At 59.3% G+C, this 16,206-nt stretch carries 16 protein-coding genes; 6 read left to right on the top strand and 10 right to left on the bottom strand.

Features of this window, described 5'->3' with window-relative positions; genetic code table 11:
* The first annotated feature begins 46 nt into the window (after positions 1-46).
* The 3 genes from B4F27_RS16550 to B4F27_RS16540 are packed head-to-tail and all read left to right on the top strand — an operon-like array spanning position 47 to position 2,179.
* Entirely contained in the window at positions 47-517 is a 471-nt protein-coding gene (locus tag B4F27_RS16550) for a MarR family winged helix-turn-helix transcriptional regulator (RefSeq protein WP_286760199.1), read from the top strand.
* A complete protein-coding gene (locus B4F27_RS16545; RefSeq protein WP_286760198.1) occupies positions 510-1,424 on the top strand; it encodes an alpha/beta fold hydrolase in 915 nt (304 codons plus the stop codon). Before B4F27_RS16550 ends, B4F27_RS16545 begins: the two co-directional genes overlap by 8 nt.
* On the top strand, positions 1,421-2,179 hold the full coding sequence (locus B4F27_RS16540) for an enoyl-CoA hydratase (RefSeq protein WP_286760197.1): 759 nt from the start codon (positions 1,421-1,423) through the stop codon (positions 2,177-2,179). The genes B4F27_RS16545 and B4F27_RS16540 overlap by 4 nt, the downstream gene beginning before the upstream one ends.
* Before the next feature lie 216 nt (positions 2,180-2,395).
* Here the strand turns inward: B4F27_RS16540 and B4F27_RS16535 are convergent, their stop codons facing one another.
* Positions 2,396-3,118: a DAPG hydrolase family protein gene (locus B4F27_RS16535; RefSeq protein ID WP_074637037.1), complete on the bottom strand. Its 723-nt coding sequence runs from the start codon at positions 3,116-3,118 to the stop codon at positions 2,396-2,398.
* A 173-nt stretch (positions 3,119-3,291) separates the two neighbouring features.
* On the opposite strand from B4F27_RS16535, the gene B4F27_RS16530 reads away from it, so the two are divergent.
* Positions 3,292-3,975, top strand: a complete 684-nt coding sequence (locus B4F27_RS16530; protein ID WP_286760196.1) for a TetR/AcrR family transcriptional regulator — start codon at positions 3,292-3,294, stop codon at positions 3,973-3,975.
* Positions 3,976-4,116: 141 nt separating this feature from the next.
* Here B4F27_RS16530 and B4F27_RS16525 read toward each other — a convergent pair whose 3' ends face one another.
* Positions 4,117-5,391, bottom strand: coding sequence for a surface lipoprotein assembly modifier (locus B4F27_RS16525; protein ID WP_286760195.1), 1,275 nt, complete (start codon positions 5,389-5,391; stop codon positions 4,117-4,119).
* 83 nt (positions 5,392-5,474) lie between these two features.
* Entirely contained in the window at positions 5,475-6,179 is a 705-nt protein-coding gene (locus B4F27_RS16520; protein WP_286760194.1) for a hypothetical protein, read from the bottom strand.
* 171 nt (positions 6,180-6,350) lie between these two features.
* Between B4F27_RS16520 and B4F27_RS16515 the strand changes: the two genes are divergently transcribed.
* Positions 6,351-8,519 (top strand): sensor histidine kinase, encoded by a 2,169-nt coding sequence (locus tag B4F27_RS16515; protein ID WP_286760193.1) that lies wholly within the window; start codon positions 6,351-6,353, stop codon positions 8,517-8,519.
* Positions 8,516-9,157: a response regulator transcription factor gene (locus B4F27_RS16510; RefSeq protein ID WP_286760192.1), complete on the top strand. Its 642-nt coding sequence runs from the start codon at positions 8,516-8,518 to the stop codon at positions 9,155-9,157. The genes B4F27_RS16515 and B4F27_RS16510 overlap by 4 nt, the downstream gene beginning before the upstream one ends.
* A 100-nt stretch (positions 9,158-9,257) precedes the next feature.
* Here the strand turns inward: B4F27_RS16510 and B4F27_RS16505 are convergent, their stop codons facing one another.
* The 7 genes from B4F27_RS16505 to B4F27_RS16475 form a co-directional block, all read right to left on the bottom strand.
* Entirely contained in the window at positions 9,258-10,352 is a 1,095-nt protein-coding gene (locus tag B4F27_RS16505; protein WP_286760191.1) for a C45 family autoproteolytic acyltransferase/hydolase, read from the bottom strand.
* A gap of 1 nt (position 10,353) precedes the next feature.
* Positions 10,354-11,427 carry an alpha/beta hydrolase family esterase gene (locus B4F27_RS16500; protein WP_286760190.1) on the bottom strand — a complete coding sequence of 358 codons (1,074 nt, stop codon included), beginning with the start codon at positions 11,425-11,427 and terminating at the stop codon, positions 10,354-10,356.
* Between the two features lie 30 nt (positions 11,428-11,457).
* On the bottom strand, positions 11,458-11,874 hold the full coding sequence (locus B4F27_RS16495; protein ID WP_009824184.1) for a CopG family transcriptional regulator: 417 nt from the start codon (positions 11,872-11,874) through the stop codon (positions 11,458-11,460).
* Between the two features lie 78 nt (positions 11,875-11,952).
* Complete coding sequence (locus tag B4F27_RS16490; protein ID WP_286760189.1) at positions 11,953-13,374, bottom strand: UdgX family uracil-DNA binding protein; 1,422 nt, start codon at positions 13,372-13,374, stop codon at positions 11,953-11,955.
* Positions 13,374-14,609, bottom strand: coding sequence for a putative DNA modification/repair radical SAM protein (locus B4F27_RS16485; RefSeq protein ID WP_286760188.1), 1,236 nt, complete (start codon positions 14,607-14,609; stop codon positions 13,374-13,376). Before B4F27_RS16485 ends, B4F27_RS16490 begins: the two co-directional genes overlap by 1 nt.
* A gap of 111 nt (positions 14,610-14,720) precedes the next feature.
* Positions 14,721-15,095, bottom strand: a complete 375-nt coding sequence (locus B4F27_RS16480) for a response regulator (RefSeq protein WP_005848648.1) — start codon at positions 15,093-15,095, stop codon at positions 14,721-14,723.
* Positions 15,092-16,192: an HWE histidine kinase domain-containing protein gene (locus B4F27_RS16475; protein WP_286760187.1), complete on the bottom strand. Its 1,101-nt coding sequence runs from the start codon at positions 16,190-16,192 to the stop codon at positions 15,092-15,094. The genes B4F27_RS16480 and B4F27_RS16475 overlap by 4 nt, the downstream gene beginning before the upstream one ends.
* Positions 16,193-16,206: the final 14 nt, after the last annotated feature.

Raw genomic sequence — 16,206 nt, 5'->3', positions numbered from 1 at the left:
CATTTAATTCATATACGAACAAACTAGTTCACATGCGAATTGATTTATGGCCAATACATTCAAGGTTTTCCACAAGCTCCAGATCGCACATTCAGCGCTCTTTCGCGCTGCCGATCGTCGGACGCGCAACAAGATAGGGCTTACCACGTCACAGCTTGCGGTGCTGTTGATCCTGTCGCGAAAGGACGGGCAGCCCATCAGTGACCTCTCTTCGACCCTTGCTATGGGTAAGTCGAGCTTGACCGGTCTTGTGGATCGCATGTGCGCAAAGGGTCTGGTGCGGCGGTCACCGTCGCCGGTGGATGGCCGCGTCATACACGTCTACCTTGAACAGTCGGGCCGCGCGGTGCTTGAACAGGGCGCGGGCGAAATCAGCCAGTTCAATGCGGCGCTGCTTGCGCCTTTTCCTGCTGAGGAACAGGCCATTATTGAACAGTTTCTGACGCATCTGGCAGACAATGCGGACGGCATTGTGAACGGCCCTACCCCGCCGAAGAAAGGGCCAGCCGATGACTGAAGACATTACCCAAACGACGATCCGCTTCGCCGCCACCGATGGATGGGAGCTGGAGGCAGACATCCACACCTCACCTTCGCCCAAAATCGCGGTATTGATCTCGGCCGGCACGGGGTTCCCGCGTCAGTTTTATACCGGCCTCGCGATGTATCTGGCCCGCCAAGGTGCCGCTGTCCTGACCTATGACTATCGGGGGATTGGGGGATCAAAGGGCAAGGATCTGGCTAGATCCGGGATCGACTACCCCGACTGGGGACGGCTTGACGCGCCCGCCGCCCTAAATGCGCTGGAGGAGGCGGCACCGGGCCTGCCGCTGACCCATCTGTGCCACAGTGTAGGCGGGCATTTTGTCGGCCTCATGCCGAACCACTCCAAGATCACCAGACACGCGTTTGTTTCTGTCGGGACCGGTTATTTCGGCGGCCACCACCTGCGCAATATCCCGTCCGAGCTTTATTTCTGGTGGGTGTTGGGCCCCTATTTACTGCTACGCTACGGCTATATCAAACCGGCGGGCGGCTGGCGGGGCGAAGCGCTGCCGCCGAAACTGTTCAAGACATGGCGCCGGTGGAGCCAGCGCCGCAGCTATTTTCAACCGGACCTCGCAACGAAACTGGCACCGCATCACTATGACGAGGTCACAGCCCCTATCCGGTCTTGGATCTTTCCCGATGACCCGATTGCAACGCCGTCAACCGCATCCGACCTTTTAAAGTGTTATCCAGCCGCCCCGCACGAGGTGATCATCCGCACACCATCGCAGGTCGGTGTAACGCGGATCGGGCACGAAGGCGCATTGCGCAAAGGCCGCGACGCTTTATGGGCCGAATTCAGCAATTGGCTCATGGGCGCGCCTTCAACCGCAACCGATTTCCACCGCCATTCAAATCAACAGGATCAAACATGACCGAAAACATCAAGCTACACACCGACCAACGCGTCACGACCATGACCATCGCGCGCCCCGAAAAGCGCAATGCCATCACGCAGGATATGTATGCCGCCATGGCCGACGCGCTGGAAGACTATGCCCGGTCCGACGCGGTACGCGCCTTCGTGATCACAGGTGCGGAAGACTACTTTACGTCCGGGAATGACTTGCAGGATTTTGCCAAGGGAACCCGCAGCGACGGTGTGCCGCCCGTTATCCGGTTTCTGACCGCGATCTCCACCTGCCCCAAACCCTTGATTGCGGCCGTAAACGGCCCGGCCATTGGTGTCGGGGTGACGATGCTACTGCATTGCGACCTGATTATCGCCGCCGACACGGCCACATTCAGCACGCCCTTTGTCCAACTGGGACTGGTACCAGAGGCCGCCTCGTCGCTTTTGCTGCCCGCCACCGTCGGCATGGCCGTGGCGAACGACATGCTGCTGGCCAATCGCGTTCTTGATGCGGCAGAGGCGCTGCGCTTTGGATTGGTGTCGCGTGTCGCTCCCTCGTCCGGTTTTGCCACCGAAGTCGCGTCGCTTGCCGCTGGTTTGGCGGAGGCGGCACCAAGCTCGGTTATCAAAACAAAGGCGCTGATCCGTCATGGCAAAGACCAGATGACCGCCCAAATGGAGCGTGAATCGGTGCTGTTCGCCGAGCAGCTGAAATCTCCGGAATTCGCAGAGGTCGTCGCCGCCAAGATGCAAAAGCGTCAGCCGGTCTTCAAATAACGCGCCGCTTTGCCCTAAGGCACCCAGCGGGCAAACCTGACGGTTCAACCCGGTTTTCCGGGTCGGCCGCAGGTTCGCTTGCCGGGTTGCGTCGCGGCGCGTCAACTCGCCAGCAGATGCATCGGCCCGCTGACCTTTTCGGCATAGCGCACAGCCGCGATCTGCGCGATGACGGCAAGTCCGCTTGGTGGTCATGGCGTGAATGCAGCGTTTTTCTTACCCTTGCGCATCGGCGTAGAGCTTTGGGAGAAAGCCTGCCAGAATGGTCATCTCATCAAAACAGTGGTTTAACAAAGCAGTTGCCGACGCCTCTTTCACGGTCAGCAGACGTGCCAGATAGGCGTTCCCAAGCGTTCCGATGACAGAGGGCACCGCCTCGTTTCCCTCACGCGCGGCCACCATCCCAAGCCAAAAACGGCTACGCATTTCGGCACCGCCTTCGACATTGCGAACAATGTGGCACATTTCGCCGCCATAGATGGGCTCTTCTAGCAGGCCAACGCGGGCGCATACGGCGACGTCGCCGTCAGCCAAGTTTACCTCCCCCAAAACCTCCTCAGGTTCAACAAACTGAATTCTCAGCTTATTCAAGTCTTCACCGATGTATTCATGCACCAGATGGCTCGCCCCGATGAACTGGCCATCAACCTTGTTTTCCCAATCCATCCAAAGATGCGCGTCCGGGAACCAACGTCGGTAGTGTTCGGTCGTTTCCATGTAATCGCCAAACCACCAACCAACCATTTCAGGTGAAACGCCCGGCATCGGGGTCCGTACAGAAACCTCATAAATACCGTTGGGTAGGCGTTTCACCCCGGTCTCAAATCCAGGTTCACCTTCCGCAAACCCAGCGGTGGGCTGACCGCTAAAGGGCGGGAGGCCGAATATCCCGACACCAAGCGCAAAGACAACTGCGCCCCCTACAATCCATCTCATCATGTACTGACATCCTATCGTGCTTGTGCGCCCAGCTATTCTACGTTCGTGGAATATGTCAAACTTATTCTTCGTTCGTAGAATAGCGTGTTGTAAGAGATCACGCTGGAAAGCTAAGCTGACCCGGGCTAAGCGAGACGGAGTTCTCGCGGCTCAAACATGGAGATGTCATTCAAATGTCCAAGCAACGTACGAGGACCGAGGTCAAAACCGCCATCGACGTTTCTGAGACAGCCGAAAGAAAACGCGGCCGTCCGCAGGCCGCACAGGGTACAGATTTGAAGCTGGCCTTGCTTCGCTCTGCGATTGATCTGTTTGCGGAGCGCGGTTTCGACGGCGTTTCACTGAGCCACGTTGCTGAAAAAGCCGGGGCCGACAAAGGCCTTTCACGGTATTACTTTGGATCAAAAGAGGCGCTTTGGATCGCAGCGATGGAACATCTATCCGACTGTTTTGCAAGCGACCTTAACAAAGCTCTTGTCGTTAGGACCGCGACCCAAACGGAAGCACTGAAGGCGCTCATTCGCGCTTTCATCACCGCATCCGCCCGCTGGCCACAAGTGAGCCGTGTTATCGTTCATGACGGGGCAAAACACAGTGATCGCAGTGATTTTTTGCAAAGGCACCTCGTTGTGCCTTTTTACACGGCACTGAAAGATCTGATCACAGGTGCAAAATCAGAAGGCACCCTTCCGAACGTTTCGGACCGGACTATCTTTTTCATGATCACCCATGGTGGGTCATTTCCAATGGCCCTGCCCATTCTCACCAACGCGATCGAGGGTGGGGATATTCGATCATCCGATGCATTGGAAAATCATTCCGAAGCGATCATCGAACTGCTATTTTCCAAGGCATGAAGATGAAATGGGGCTGTCGCAGTTCCCACCCTATCGTTGGTGCGTGCGCAGGGGGCAACCGGCGTCGGCACGCGCTGCGTAGCACCGCCCAAGCACGACCGAAACCTATGCAAGCGACCAGCGACTTGGGGCCGAATTTCTTCAAAACGATCGTGTCAGGCCGATGCTGGCAGTGGCGTTGCGAAACCTGTTGATCGAAATGGTAGAGCGTTGCTCTTCAAACCCGAGCCTCAGGACTTGGGCAAAGCCCTTGTAGCTCCAGTTCTGGTTGGACAGGTTCAGCATGACGCTCGTTTTCTTGTCGACGCGGGCAACGCCAAAGATGGGATGCACGCCGTCAAATTCGTTCCGGTCAAACGACAGGTCCAGCCCGACCCGAAGACCGCCGGCAAAGGAATAATCGCCGCCGATGGTGACGCCCGCCGCATGGCCCGCGACGGGGCTGTAAGAGCTGGTACGGCTTTCCGCGCGCAAGCCTACGCGAAACACAAGCTGCGACGATGCCGCATAAGCGAATTGCGCAGCACCTGCTGTTCGGTTCACGCCGACACCGCTGCCATCATAGGTGATACGTTCTCGCTGAAGCACCGCCGTGGCGCGGGCGCGGGTGCCGAGGTTGCGCGTATAGGACAGGCCAAGGCCGTAGGTATGCGCATAGGCCGCGTCATCAATCCAGCGCTGCGATCCATAGATCTCGGCCGAGGCAAGACGCCCCTCATTGGCGAAATGCAGCAGGGAGGCACTGGTCCGAAGGGTCACTTCATCGGGCGCACGCCCGTCGAAAAGACGGGCATCCAGATCCAGCGCGAACCTGGCGCGTAAGGCGTCCGTAAGGCGCGGCACGGTCGCAACGCCCGTGCCAATCTCGAACGCCGTGGCGGATTGGGCGCGGGAATTCGGGTCCAGCCGCAGCACAAAGCCGCTGAGGTTCACCGTCTCTGCAGATGTCCGGCGGGCGGCATTGCTTTCGGGCACAATGGCAAAACGGAAATAGCCCTGCCATTTTTTCGGTTTGGCCAAACGGTCCAGCTCCGCCTGCACTTTTGCCTGGACAGAGGGCGACAAACCCGCACCTTTGGCCAGTTCAAGGTGATATCGCGCCCGTTCGATCTGGTCGCTTTTCACCAATGCGTTCGCCAGCTCAAGCCGGAACGTGGGATCGTCTGGCCGCAAGATCACAAGCCGCGCCAGCGGGGCAACGGCTTGGTGTGATTTTCCCGAACGGTTGTAGGCGACCCCTAGAATCCACATCCGGCGCAGGGTCTCTGTCTCGGTCTTGGGTGAATACCCCTCGAGCAATGGAATAACCTCTGCGGCTTTCCCCTTGAGGATGCTTTGTTCTGCATCATCAAGGGAAAAGGCCGCTAATGGCGAGGCCAGTAAGATTAAAAATAGATTGTATAAAATTCGCCGCATCAAAGACCTCGGCTACCGCGGGGAAAGCGGGTTTTTGCGGCCGGTAATTGACCGCATCCAAGAGACCCGCTTATCCGTCGCTTCTATTTCTTGTTGGCGTAGAATGTACCACCGACGCCCGCGTCGAAAATCTGCGGCGAGGGATTGTTCACATCGTTGATACCGCCAGATACCGGTCCAAGCATCGATTCTGCACCCGGCCCCATGAAGTTTCCGCCGAACTGCAAGGTGGCGTCGCCTTCGTTCTCGCCACTGCTAAGCCGACCGGACATATGGAACAGCATCGCGCCGGTGTTCTGCTCGGGGATATTGACGCCCGCGACGACCTGCGCCGGAATGGTTGTGCGGCTGAGTGAGGCTGGCAAGCCTTGATCGACCGTCAGCGTCCCGTCCAGTTTGACGGAGTTCGATGTGCCCGCCTCTGTCGCTACGATGTTGGAGGCCGTTCCGGTGAACGGATTGGTGGTCTGCCCGTCGGTCCAATCCACATCGACTGCCAGATCGCCAATGATTTCCGCGCTATTCGCATCGATATCGGTCCCGAAAATCTGGGCCGATCCGCTGTTCACGCCGACCTTCATCTGACCCTCATAGCTGGCTTTCAGCGACGTGGGCATATCCGAAGTGGGGGCCTTTTGACTGACAGCGTTAAAGGCTGTCTCAAAATCCTGCCCGCTGCCTGCGCCGCCGCCAGCAAGCCCGCCGGTGGAGCTGCTTCCATTGCAACCAGACAAGACCGTCGCCACCCCAAGGCTTGCAATAACAATACTAAGACGTGCGTGTTTCATGAAATTCCCCTTGCTTGATTTAAAAAATTCTTCTTCACTTTTTAGATACCTACTTCATGAAATCGTCTCCCCCCCGTTCAGGGGGTGTCCTCGGACAAGAGTATTTTGAGAAGATGAGCCGTATAGAATGATTAAATTTGCAATTATAAATTCCGCTGTGTGGTCCATAAGATGACACGTCCACATGTCGCCCCCGGAGCCATTTTCGCGCTTTGCGTCGTGCTCTATCTGGCCGCCGCCGCTGCCCTGACGTGGGTGGCGACGGCCCAGCCGTGGCTCGGGATCAGGCTTGGCGTGGTGGGGCAAAGCGTTGTCGTCACTGACATCGCGCAGGGCAGCGCCATGGATCGCGATATGATTGGTAAGACGCTTCTTGGCCTTTCAGCGGATAACCAGCCCACAATCCCGGTGACACCCCTAGACCTGATAGAAGAGCCCGACGGGATCGGTGATCAAGAGACCCTGCGTCGCTTCTTTGACCGTCAGGATCGCTTGCATGACGCGTTGCGCAGCGGCGCAGTCACCCTGACCTTCGACCAAGCCGACGGCCCTGAAAGCGTCGCGGTAAGGGTCCAGGAAAGCCGTCCGGTTTCGGATCTGCCGATGAAATTCTGGACGCAAGTTTTTGTCGCGTTCGTGGGCATGTTTATCGGGACTTGGGTCGTCTGCCTACGCCCTCATGAACAGGCCGGATGGTGGTTTCTGCTTTCCGGGATCGGGTTGGCTTTGGCATCGTCGAGCGCCGCGATCTACAGCTCGCGCGAGCTCGCGCTTAGTCTGACGGCCTATTCGGTGGCCTGCCGGGTAAATCCCGGTGGATCGCTGCTGTTCGGGATCGGTATGGTGACGTTGTTCCTCTCGTACCCGCGGCGCATTGTTCCGAAACCTGTGCTCTGGCTACCGACACTTCTGATCGGTGCCTGTATCCTCTTGGTGCTTGGCCCCGGCTGGCCGGACAACCTGAACAATGCCCCAGATTTCATCGCGATCATCATGGTGGCCCTGTTGCTGGTCATTGCCGCACAAGTCGCCGCCAATCGCCGCGACCCGGCCGCGCGGGCGATGCTGGGCTGGCTTGGCGTGTCGGTTGCAGTTGGTGCGGGTGGCTTTGTGCTGACGTCCATCCTGCCGACGCTTATGGGGTTGGCCCCGGTGATCGAACAAAGCACTGCGTTTTTGTTTTTCCTGATCATCTACGCCGGTATTGCCTTGGCAGTAACGCGCTACCGGCTGTTCGACCTAGCGAATTGGTCCTACGGCATCTTGTTTTATGGCCTTGGGGTGGCTTTGCTTCTGGGGCTTGATGCCGCGCTCATCTACGGGCTTTCGCTGGGGCGCGCCCCTGCCTTTGGCATCGCACTCGCGGCGATCTGCATGGTTTACCTGCCCTTGCGCGACAAAGTCTGGGTGCTGCTCAAGCGCAACCGCGAGATCCCGGCGGAAGAGCTGTATCGCAGGGTAACCCAGATCGCCCATGCGAGAGACCCCGAAGACAAGCAGAGGCTGCTGCGTAAGTTCTGGTCCGATATTTTCAATCCGTTGCGCATCAAGGATCAACCGGCGTCTACCACGATCACCGCACTGCAAGACGATGGCCGTATCCTGACGCTCGCGTCCATCGGCAATCTGCCTGCACTGTCGCTTGAGCTGGCCGGGCAAGGATCGCGTCTTTTCTCGTCGCGCGATCTGGCGCGGGCCGATGCGATCCTGTCGTTGCTTGATGCCAGCCTGTCCCAGCACGAGACCTATCTTCAAGCCGTCAGCGCAGAGCGGCTGCGCATCAATCGCGACATGCATGACAACATAGGGGTGCTGCTGCTCAGCGCCCTGCACACCGGCCCTCGGGAACGCAAAGACCTTCTTATCCGCCAGACCCTCGCCGATCTACGAGAGTTGATTTCAAACCCGGATCAGACTGATTGGGATCTCCGCGATCTGCTCGCCGATCTGCGCGCCGAAATCATCACCCATTTCGAGGCCGCTCATATCACCGTCACGTGGCAGGCCGACGAGATCACCAAAGGCCGTATATCCCATCGGTTGGCGCATGCGCTGCGCGCCTTCCTGCGCGAGGGGACCAGCAATATCCTACGCCACTCTGGCGCGACAGAGGCGAAGGTCCGGATTGCCCTGGAAAGCGATGGATTGCAGCTTACGCTAAGGGATAACGGCTCGGGCTTTGACAGCAGCGTCGCGTCGCTTGGCAATGGTTTCAGAAACCTGAGAAACCGCTTCACCCAGTTGCAAGGTGCCTTCAGCTACAGCACCGGTGCCAAGGGCACCACCTTGACCGCGTTTCTACCTCTTTTCAGCACTCAGAAAGAGGCCGCAGCAGAATGAAGCGTATCCTGATTGTCGAAGATATCGTCGAAACCCTGCGTTGGCTGGTCGATATCGTACGATCAGCATATCCGGCGGCGACGATCTGCACGGCCAACTCGGTACGGACGGCGCTGTCAAAACTGGATGGCCAGATAGATCTCGCCCTGATTGATCTGGGCCTGCCTGATGGGTCGGGTCTCGAAATCCTGCGCGGCCTGAACAAGGCCAGCCCCTCTGCAATCAAGGTCGTAACCACGGTAATGGGCGACGACGCGAGCATTGTTTCCTCGCTCTCGGCCGGGGCGGACGGGTATCTGCTGAAAGAGACAGAGGCGGCGGTGCTCTCTCGCCAGCTGACACAGCTTTCGATGGGGTTACCGGCGATATCACCCTCTGTCGCCCGCCGCATCATGGAACACTTCCGCCTCACCGGGCCGGTCGCCAGCCTGGACGGGCGCCTGACGGAGAGGGAGACCGAAGTGCTCACGCTCATCTCCAAAGGCCTGCGCAACGCCGAGGTCGCCTCCGCATTGAACATCGCGGAAACGACGGTCGCGGGATATATCAAGATCGTCTATCGCAAGCTCGGCATCTCCTCACGGGCGGAAGCCGCCTGGCACGCGAACCGCTTGGGGCTTGGACTGAAACCGGAATAGCGCCTTTTCGGGCAATTCGATTTCAACGAAGGCGCGGCTGCCGTTGGCGTGTTGTAGGGTCTGTTCCGCGTAATATAGCAAGGCCTTTCGCTTCGACGCCCTACGCCACATCAACACCCGCTGGCACAAACCTGCGCCAGTCGACCCCGCGGCCCGCTGCGTAGTCCAGACCGATTTGCACCCAATCGATGTCACCCCCTGCGGCCACCGACGACGGGGCCCTGCCATAGACAACCTCTCGGGTGCCCTCCTCGAATGCGTCTATTGACTGCGACCAGACCTCATCGTCCCAATGCAGGGTCATCTTCCGGCGTTTGGGTTCGTATTCGGCGGTGAAAAGCGTGCCAAACCCCTCGGCGTAGCGGTCTTGCTTCAGCGGCGCTTGGGTGAACTGGCTTGATAGCGTCGCGGGGGTGACCCCGTCAGACAAGACACTCACAAGGTGTTTTGACCGTTCAAACGTGCGGGTAAAACTGCCTCTGTCGGGTGTGCTGCCGTCGGTCTGGTGGTTTGTGGCGACAAGCCGCGGCTGCACCTTTGCCCCGCCACCGGCGTACATCTCGACGCTGGCACCCGCGCCCGAAGCATCGGCGACCACCACATTATACGGCATATGCGACGGCACGCGTTGCAGCACGCGCAGCGCTTGGGGCACGGTTTCACAGGTTTCCAGCACATAGCGCAAGATTGTGGTGATGCCGAACCCGCGCCCTGTTTCCTGCCGCCCACCATAGGCCAGCGCGATGCTGAGCCCCGCGTCGTTGATGCCATCGGACAGGCCCCAAAGGAATTCGACCATGCCCATCACGCGCCGACCAGTCCATGCACTGTGCAGCAGCAGGCCTTCGTTCAGGTCAGGCGACAGATCGTAATTTCGTACCAGCCGAATGTCGTCGTCCGACGTGGCCACGGCGAGGGAGCAGCCGCCGAGATAGCTTGGCGGGCACCACGTGGACAGGAAGCGCGCTGCACAGTCCGACCCGCACGCGAGCGCTGTGAGCTTGGCGTGAACAGGCACTAATTCGGGCATATATTGCTTTAGGGCCGCCTCGCAGGCTGCGCGGTCAGGGCCGTTATCGCCGCCGCGTGCGGTGAACCATGCCTCGTAGGCGGGCCATGAACGGGCCCATCGGGCTGCCCATTTCGGACCCGGGGTGGCTTCGCTGATGGCGTCAAAGGTAAGGGAGTGTGTCATATTATGCGCCTTTCGTAGGCAAATTGAGGAAAAACCGCAGCATTTCGCGGCTCGCATCCGGTCCTGTGGGGTCCGTGTATGATCCCGCGCTGTTGCCGCCCGACCACGCGTGACCGAGGCCCGAGACGGTCCATTGTTCCATCACGACATGGCCTTTCGGTGCCATCACGCTGCGGCGGGAAAAACGGCGCCCGCCCGCGTTGCCATCGTCCAGAACCTCGGGGCCTTTTGGGGCGTGTTTGGCGATCGCATCCGCATTCGCGGCACTCACAGTGCTATCCGCATCGCCCTGAAAAATGATCGTCGGAATGAATTCCCCTGTGTCAAAGCCTGTTGCCCCCTGCCCCATCGCCGCAAAAGCCGATGGCACATCATGGGCGGCGCGGTAGGGCAAACCGGAATGGGCACCCACCGCGTCAAAGACATCCCGATAGGTTTGTCCCAGCACCACCGCCATCGCCGCGCCGGCCGACAGCCCCGCAACAAAGCTGCGCCCTTTGGGAATGGCATGGTCGCGCTGAAGTTGTTTCATCAGCCCCGCAAGGATCGCCGGTTCACCCGCGCCGCGCATCTGGTCGGCGGGATCAAACCATTTCCAGCAGTTCTGCATATTCGCCATGCGGGATTGCGCCGGATAGACCACGATCAACCCATGCGCCTCTGCCAGTTGGTTCATGCCCGTGCCCTTGGCAAAATCCACAGGGGATTGTTTGCACCCGTGCAGCATCATCACCAAACCTGTCGGCGCAGAGCCTTTGAGGTTGGGAATATAAAGCCGATAGTCGCGGCTGCCTGCGCTGCAGGAAAAGCTGCCGCTGTCGAATGTGGCACCCTCGGGCAGGTCCGGCTCGATGCTGTCACCGCCGTTCAGGGTTGATTGCGCCAGCCCCGAAAGCGTCTCGCGCAGGCCGCGGCCGATCTTGGCTTTACCGAAGGGGCTTTTGCGACCTTTCGCCATGCTCCCCAGCCCACCGGCGCCAAGCGCGTTCTGGATGGCTTCGGTCGCCGCTTTGGGGTTACCCGCGCGCACAAGTTTTCCGGCACGGCGCAGGGCCGCGTTAAATTCATCTGCCATGTCGCATTCCTTTTAAGGATGATGCCGGAGCTAACTGATCCGGTCGCCGAGTGCTTTCTTGACTTCGGTGCTGGCTTGAAGCGCCCCCAGCACGTTGATGGAACCGATGGTCGCAAGGGCCAGCTCTGGCGTCACATCGCGCGCGATACGGGCCAGACCCACCACCTTGATGTGCAGCACTTCATTTGCTGCCTGCACCGCCTCGAGGTCCGCGACGGAGTAATCGCGCAGACCCATTTCCATTGTGTGACGGTCGATAGACCGTGTCACCGTCTCCGACTGGTGATCCAACTGCTTGCGGATCGCCGTGCGGATGAAATCGCTGCGGTTGGAATAAAACCCCTCCTGCACCAGCAGGTCGATCCGCCCTAGATCGACAAAGCCGAGGTTGATCGTGATCTTTTCGTTCTCGGGTTGCTTTTCCCGTAGCTGCCTGACGTTGCTCATCTCTATTCTCCATCCATGTGGATGGTATATGGCATCCAATAGCCATATTGCAACTGCCCCCTACGAGATTACGCTTTTTCAGGCCAACATTCTTACGGCGGCGGTCAAATCGTCTTGAAATTGGGCAGTTGCGTCGGCTTTGGCCTGAGGATCGGGGAGGCGCAAAAGATACGAGGGGTGCAGCGTCAGCAGAACCGGCGTGCCTGAAGGCGATTGTTCGACCGTGCCACGGCGGGCGGTGATGGCATCGCGCCGTCCGGTCAGCCCCTCGGCGGCCGTCGCCCCCATGCCCAAAATCAGCTTGGGTTTGACCTGTGCGATCTCGGCATCCAGCCACCAGCGGCAATGCTGGATCTCGGACGCATTGGGCCGTTGGTGCAGACGGCGTTTACCGCGCGGGGTGAATTTGAAGTGTTTCACCGCATTGGTCACAAACGCCTTGTCCCGCTGCAGCCCCGCCCGCCCTGCGATCTGATCAAAGAGCTGCCCCGCAGGCCCGACAAAGGGCCGCCCGCTTAAATCCTCCTGATCGCCGGGCTGTTCACCCACGATCATCAGATCGGCATCCATGGGGCCCTCGCCCGGTACGGCCTGTGTCGCATTGCAATGCAGGGGGCAGCGGGTGCAGGCGGCGATATCCTTGGCCAGCGCGTCTTTCGGGCCCTCCCATGCGGATTGATGCGCGGCAAGCTGCGCCTGTACCTGCGCCAATCGCTGCGGCGGAAAGGACGGTGCTGCCTCGGCCATCGCGCGGGCACGGGCGGGGGCGTCGGCGATCATTTGGGGGATATGCGCCGCCTCGGGCATGTTCTTCCAGTATTTCTTGGGCATCTCGGACTGCATGGCTTTGACCATCAGCCGCGCGGGGTTAAAGATGTTCTGGAAATAGGTGATCCACAGCTGCTCGCTCGCGTCTTCGGGCAGCGCGGGCTTTTCCCGCCCCTCGTGGAAGGTCAGTTTGCCCCCCTCGAAAATCGCGCAGACATCCGGCGTGAGAATGCGCCAATCCATATCGCTGAAACGACGCAGGAAGAAATCAGCGGTGGGTTCTACCGTGTGATACGTCGGTTCGAACCACGCGGCAAAGGACCGGCGGGGGGCATCGGGCGCGCCAATCTCGCGGAAACGGACGAAGGCTTTCATCTTGTGCTGGCAGCGATGCACGTTCTTCTCCATCCGGCGCAGGCGCGACAGGTCGGCATCACCGCGATCCGTCATCAAATGCGGCGCGTCCTTCAACCGCCAAAGAAATGCATAAAGCCGCGCAAACCGTTCGGGGTCACTGTGCCAGACGACACTGCTCGCCATGCTGATGAAGCTACGTGGCACGGTCACCTGCCCGCCCGTCTGCATCGGGGCGGTGTCGCCAAAAAGATCGGGCACCGTGCTGGTATCGCCCCACAAGATCGCCTCGGGCGGGATGCCGGCGGCAAGGAACTGCCGCGCCGCATCACGCCACGCCTGCGCCGTGCCGATCTTGGGCAAGACCGCGCGATGCATCAGAACAGGGTCAACTGTTCAGGCGGCGGCGCAAACCGCGCGCGCAGATCAATACTGTCGGTCAGCCCGCCGGGGGACCAGCCCCCCGCAGTGATAAAGCTGCGCGCCTTTTTCATAGATGCGCCCATGCGGATCAGATCCTCGTAGCGCAGGGTGCGGTGGCGGCGGGCGGACAGGATGCGGTTCACGGTCTTCACTCCGAACCCTGGCACCCGCAACAGCATCTCGCGGCTGGCGCGGTTCACATCCAGCGGGAACACCGCGCGGTGCACCAGCGCCCAAGCCAGTTTCGGGTCGACCTCAAGATCAAGGTTCCCGTCCGCGGTGACGGATGTAATCTCGTCCAGCTGGAAGTCATAGAACCGCAGCAGCCAATCCGCCTGATAGAGCCTGTGTTCGCGTTGCAAGGGCGGCCGGATCAGCGGCAACTTGGCCGAACTGTCAGGGATCGGTGAGAAAGCAGAATAATACACGCGCTTGAGCTTGTAGCTGGAATAGAGTCGTGTGGACTGGCCCAGAATGGCCGCATCATTCGACCCATCCGCCCCGATGATCATCTGCGTCGATTGCCCCGCAGGCGCAAAGCGTGGTGGGCGCTTGCCGGTGTGGGATGTGTCTTTCGACACCTCTTTACGCAGCCGGAAATCGGCCATCGCTTTGCGGATCTGATCGGGCTTCTTTTCGGGCGCATATTGCTGAACGGCGGCATCGGTGGGCAGCTCGACGTTGATCGACAGCCGGTCTGCCAGCAGCCCCGCTTCGGCGATCAACTCTGGCGCGGCGTCGGGGATGGTTTTCAGGTGAATATAGCCGCGAAAATTCTCCTCGTGCCGTAGCTTGCGCGCGATCTGCACCATGTCCGACATCGTCGCATCGGGCGATTTGATCACGCCCGAAGACAGGAACAGCCCTTCGATATAATTGCGGCGGTAGAATTCGATGGTCAGCTTCACCACTTCATCGACACTAAACCGCGCCCTAGTGACGTTAGACGAGGCACGGTTGATGCAATAGCTGCAATCATAGATGCAGAAATTCGTCATCAGGATTTTCAGAAGCGAGATACAGCGCCCGTCCGGTGCATAGGCATGACAGATGCCCGACCCCTCGTTCGACCCCACGCCCTTGCCATCGCGCGAGTCGCGTTTCGTCGACCCCGAAGAGGCGCAAGACGCGTCATATTTCGCCGCGTCGCTCAGGATTGCCAGTTTTTGCTCTACAGATTGCTTAGCCATATGTTCACTATATGTTCACATATGACCGATGTCACGACGTCAAAGCATCCCTGCCCTGCGCCGCAGTGTCGCGGCGCGCGGGATTTTGCCTGCGGGATTTCCTGTCCGAGCTTACTCAGTCTCTAGGCTTGGGTAGACACGGCGCAGCGTCTCGATCAGCTTCTGGCTGCTCACGGGCTTCTTCACGACACGATCATCCGGCCCGAGAAAGCTGATCTGGTCGGCGTCATATGCGGTGATGAACACAAAAGGGATACCCCGTTCGCGAAGAATATCCGCGACGGGTTTCGATGTCTTGTTGCGCCCAAGGTTCACGTCAAGAAAGGCGATATCAATATCCCCGTCGCGCGCTTTTTCCTTGGCGTCTTCCAGATGGATACTGGGGCCTACGACGTTAAAGCCGATGTCTTCCAGCAGGTCGGACATCTCGAATGCGACCACGACCTCATCTTCGACGATGAAAATATTCTGAGGTTGGTTTGTCATTCTACTGCCTGCTCTTCCGTCTGTTGCGGCATCTTCAAATGCCATTCATATCCATCTGGCCCGAAAACCGTATCGATTTTCCCGCCTGTTTCCGCCTCGAGGGCACGCCCTGTGATGAAGCTACCAAAACCTGTCTCGCTGGGTTTCTCGGCGGCAGGGCCGCCTTGTTCCACCCAGTGGAGTTCAAGGGGAGAACCCTCGGCGGCACTTCCTTGTTCCCAAGATAAATTCACAACACCGTCAGGAACCGACAGGGCACCGTATTTCATCGCGTTTGTCGCCAGTTCATAAAATGCCATCGACAAGGACAGCGCCTGGCGCGATGGCACCTCTACCTCCGGCCCCGTCAACGTGATCCGACCGCCGCCAATAGGGTCGAGCACATCGGCAGCCACGGCACCAATCGCAGCACGGTCCCATGTGGTGCCCACCAGTTTGGAGTGCGCCGTGGCATAGGCGTTAAGCCGTTGGTCAATCGTTTCACGGATACCGCGTTGAATGCTCATCTTGCGCAGCGACTGGCTGACGATGGATTTCACCACGCTAAATGCGTTCTTCACACGGTGGTTCAACTCGGCAATCAGGATGTTCTGCGCCTCGCGCAAGCGGCGTTCTTCGTCGATATCGATCAGGGCGACGGTCGCGCCGATCCGCTCCCCCTCCCCGTCGAGCACTGGCTCGCCAATGATCCGCATCCAAAAACGGGTGCCGTCACCGCGCTGATAATCCACGTCGATCTCGACATGGTCCTCGCGGTTCTGGATCACCCGCGCCAAAGGGTACTCGTGGCTTTGTACACGGGACCCATCAGCGTGGTACGATACCCATTCGCCATAGGCGTTCACGTCGTCCGAATGCAACACAGGATGGCGCACCATCTTTTCGACGTGGCTGTTGCCGTAGATAATCTTGCCTTCGGCATCGGCCATGACGACCCCGACGGGCACCGTCTCCATCATCGCTTCGAGGAAGTTCAACCGGTGCGACGCCCGCTGCGCCTGTTTCTTCGGCGCATCCGCGTCAACATTCTTTGCCGCCAGCTCCTCTTGCACATGCAAAAGCTCTGTCGCCATCTTATCGGTGGGCTGTGTCGGCATGGTCTGTCCTGGGT

Source organism: Sulfitobacter sp. UBA1132, from assembly GCF_002311545.1.
GTDB lineage: Bacteria > Pseudomonadota > Alphaproteobacteria > Rhodobacterales > Rhodobacteraceae > Sulfitobacter > Sulfitobacter pontiacus.
Note: the sequence above shows the minus strand (reverse complement) of the source record. Positions and strands in the feature narration are given on the sequence as shown.